The sequence below is a fragment of the Bacillus sanguinis genome (genome assembly GCF_018332475.1).
Classification (GTDB): Bacteria; Bacillota; Bacilli; order Bacillales; family Bacillaceae_G; genus Bacillus_A; species Bacillus_A sanguinis.
Genome location: NZ_BOQB01000302.1, coordinates 1 through 4,036 on the forward strand (window position 1 = coordinate 1; position 4,036 = coordinate 4,036).

At 35.4% G+C, this 4,036-nt stretch carries 3 protein-coding genes and 1 pseudogene; 2 read left to right on the forward strand and 2 right to left on the reverse strand.

What is annotated here, in order from left to right:
* A partial coding sequence (locus tag KI369_RS24465; RefSeq protein WP_212957817.1) for an HNH endonuclease occupies positions 1–788 on the forward strand: 788 nt, incomplete at its 5' end.
* 12 nt (positions 789–800) lie between these two features.
* Positions 801–1,253 (forward strand): SMI1/KNR4 family protein, encoded by a 453-nt coding sequence (locus tag KI369_RS24470; protein ID WP_000551585.1) that lies wholly within the window; start codon positions 801–803, stop codon positions 1,251–1,253.
* A gap of 39 nt (positions 1,254–1,292) precedes the next feature.
* Here KI369_RS24470 and KI369_RS24475 read toward each other — a convergent pair.
* Positions 1,293–1,358, reverse strand: a pseudogene (locus KI369_RS24475) (DUF4878 domain-containing protein); the annotation flags it as partial.
* A gap of 71 nt (positions 1,359–1,429) precedes the next feature.
* Positions 1,430–4,036: Tn3 family transposase (locus KI369_RS24480; RefSeq protein ID WP_048567494.1), on the reverse strand; the 2,607-nt coding region annotated here is incomplete at its 5' end.

The following is a 4,036-nucleotide window of genomic DNA, read 5'->3' on the forward strand; positions in this document are numbered from 1 at the left end:
GTGATAAAGAAACCTGGCTGAATATGCAAGATGCAATTGTAAACTATAGGGAGACTATTCCTGCTGCATGGAACACCGTATCAGATACGTTTATGAATAAATTTTGGAATGGGGATCTGGAAAGTAGAGAGCATTATGTAGCTTATGGTATAGCAACGTTAGGGCTCGGGCTTCTGGGGGATAAGGGTCTTAGTAAAGCAGGACAAGTTGGGAAGGTAGCTGCTATTACAGGTTTTACTAAAGGAAAATCACTTGTAATTAATTCTCCGACATATAGAAATGCATTACATATATTAAACAATTATGAATTCAAAGCTGGAAATCATCTTTCATATGCGGGAGTCGGTAGTATTAAACAGTACTTGCAGAAAGCAGCTCCATATACTTATGAAGGTAAAAATGGTCCAAAGACAATTAGTTTAAGAATGGGTGAGTTAGCTGGAAATAAACATCCAGTTTCAGGTATACCATATGACTTAAATGGATTCCCTATTTTCGATGCTTTTGCTGAAGTAAAATTAAAAGAAGTTGACTTTAAAAAATCAAGACCTACTCATGATAGAATATGTAATAAGCTGTTATATGAACAGATATTAGAAGATCCAAAACTAGCAGCTAAATTTACAGCAGAAGAAATTGAATTATTTAAAAATGGTCAGAAACCCAAAACATATACATGGCATCACCATCAGGACACAGGAAGAATGCAGCTTGTAGACGCGAAATTACATAAGCAAACTGGTCACACGGGTGGGTATAACATCTGGGGGAAAGACGGAGAAAAATAGGGAGGTTTATTAATGCATAACATTGTATGGGTTGGTGTAAGTAATGAAAAAGTAACAGATCATGAAATCGAACAAGTAGAAAAATATTTTAACATTAAACTACCTAATGATTTTATTGAATGTGTGAAGAAATACGATGGAGGTTACCCACGTCCTAAAATATTTGATGTACCAGGACAAGATGAAAATGTATTCAATGATTTATTGACCTTCCATATAGAAGATGAGTATTCAATTGTAAAAAATTATGAAGATATAAAAGAAGAATTATTAGACAATATATATCCTTTCGCAAATGATCCTTTTGGGAATTTCTTATGCTTTGACTATCGTAATAATTCCGCATTACCAACAATCGTATTTTGGGACCATGAAGAAGAGGACATGGAAAAAGCAATATATCCTGTTTGCTCAACATTTACAGAATTGCTTGCTAGTCTACGTGATTTTGAAGAAGAAGATTGAGGGAACTAAAAAAACGGTCTAGAATTCTAGACCGTTTTTTTATGATTTACTAATTTTCCAACCATCATCCGTTTTCTCTAGTTCAATTACGATTACCTTATTAGGGGTACCGTCAGGAAAATGCGGATTTACAACGCTAAGCCTATTTTCCTGACGATTCCCCCATTTTTACAACGTTAAGAAAGTTTTAATGGTCTTAAAGAATCTAACGAGACCACTTTCTCCGAATTAAAATGATATTCTCCTAGTAGATTAATATGTTCCCAACCTAGAGGCGACATATGGTGTAATAATTCTTCATTAAAACTACCAGACTGTTTTTGATATTCAACTGCTTTAGTTAGATGTAAGGTATTCCAAATACTAATAGCATTGATGATTATGTTTAAAGCACTGGCTCTTTGCAATTGATGTTGTATAGTCCGTTCCCTAAGCTCACCTTGTTTTCCGAAGAAAATAGCTCTTGCTAATCCGTTCATGGCTTCTCCTTTATTTAATCCCCTTTGTATTTTTCTTCTTAATGATTCATCCGATATATAATTCAAAATAAAAATTGTTTTTTCTATTCGACCCATCTCACGTAAGGCTATAGCCAAGCTGTTTTGTCTTGAATAAGATCCTAGTTTCCCCATAATAAGGGATGCTGAAACTGTTCCTTCTCTTATTGAGTGAGCTAATCGCAAAACATCCTCATAATTTTCTTTAATGACCTTTGTATTTATTTGTCCACGTAAAATGGCTTCTAATTTTGGATACTCACTTGCTTTATCTATTGTAAATAATTTTGAGTCTGCTAAATCTCTTATTCTTGGGGCAAATTTAAATCCTAATAAATGAGTCAGTCCGAATATTTGATCTGTGTAACCAGCTGTGTCTGTATAATGCTCTTCTATGTTTAAATCCGTTTCATGGTGCAACAAACCATCTAAAACATGAATCGCATCCCTTGAATTAGTATGAATAATCTTTGTGTAGTAAGAAGAGAATTGATCACTAGTAAAACGGTAGATGGTGGCTCCTTTTCCAGTTCCATAATGTGGGTTTGCATCTGCATGTAGTGATGAAACACCTAACTGCATTCTCATACCGTCTGATGAGGATGTTGTACCGTCTCCCCAATAGGAAGACAATTGTAATTTGTGATGAAAATTTACTAATACGGCTTGGGCTTTATTCATTGCATCTTCATACATGCGCCATTGAGATACATTGGCTAATTGCTTATATGTAAGTCCGGGTGTTGCTTCAGCCATCTTGCTTACACCTATATTCATTCCCATTCCTAAAAGGGCAGCCATAATAATAATCGTTTCTTCTTTATCCGGTTTTCGATTATTGGAAGCATGAGTAAATTGCTCATGAAATCCTGTTATATAAGCAATATCCATCAGTAAATCGGTTAATTTTATTCTTGGTAGCATCTGATAAAGGCTTGCACTAAACTTTTTTGCTTCTTCTGGTACATCTTTTTCTAAGCGTGCAAGTGACAGCTTTCCTTTATCAAGAGAAACTCCATCTAACTTGTTGGAATTGGCAGTTAACCACTTTAACCTTTCATTAAGGCTGCTGGTTCTCTCCGTTATATAATCTTCGAATGATAAACTAACTGATAATCTCGTATTCTCTTTCGTTTGATTCCATGTAAATTCGGAAAACAAATATTCCTCAAAATCTCTATATTGTCTGCTGCCAACAATGGAAACATCTCCTGCCCGAACATGCTCCCGAAGTTCTGTTAAAACAGCCATTTCATAGTAATGACGATTGATTGTTGTACCATCATTCTCGTATAAACGCTTTTTCCAACGTTTTGAAATAAAATCCACAGGTGAGTCATCAGGTACTTTTCGTTTTCCGGATTCGTTCATTCCTCGGATAATCTCTACAGCTTGTAAAAGTGGCTCATTTGCCTTTGTAGAATGAAATTCCAACACCCTTAATAGCGTTGGCGTATATTTTCTTAGTGAATAAAATCGTTTTTGCAGTAAGTCTAAATAATCATAGTCAGCAGGACGTGCAAGCTCCTGGGCTTCTTCGACCGAAGAGACAAAAGAATTCCATTCAATAACGGATTCTAAAACCTCAAAAACGTCTAATTTTTCCTGTTTTGCTTTGATCAAAGCTTGTCCGATGTTCGTAAAGTGTATAACTTTCTCATTCAGCTTTTTACCGTTCAGTTTCTGAATTTCCTCTTGAGCCTTACGACCTTTTGATAAGAGACTAAGTATTTGTCTGTCATGAATTTCAAAAGCTTTATCCGTCAAATCTTGATTAAGATGTAATAAATAGACGGTTAGTATTGAATATCGTTTATTTTCCTGAAAATCACGGAATGCATAAGGTTCATATCTTGAACCCAAGCGAGACAGCTGTAACAGGCGATTGCGGTGCAAATGATTAATTTGCACCGTTTCTAATTCCATTCCTCGTATGTATTCGAGTCGTTCTATTACTTTTAAAAAGGTTTCGGGTGAAGGATGTCCCGGTGGTTCTTTTAACCAACCCAATATCGTTTTATTGGATTCTGACGAATGCTGCAAGGTAATAATATCTTCAAGTTTTTCTTTTTGTTCATTTGTTAGGGATTGACTAACCGTGTTAAATAGCTTCTTTTCAGCCATTGCCCTTGCTTCCCACACTATTCTTTCAAGTGTAGTGATAGCAGGCAGTATGATTTTGTTTTTTCTTAGAAAATCTATGCATTCATGTAGTAGATGAATGGCATCACCATTTTCCAAAGCCAATTGATGTAGGTGCTTAAATGTCATTCTATATTCTTTCAG

Coding starts and splice junctions, on each gene's coding strand:
- KI369_RS24470 (WP_000551585.1), top strand. CDS start 801: ATGCATAACATTGTATGGGTTGGTGTAAGTAATGAAAAAGTAACAGAT.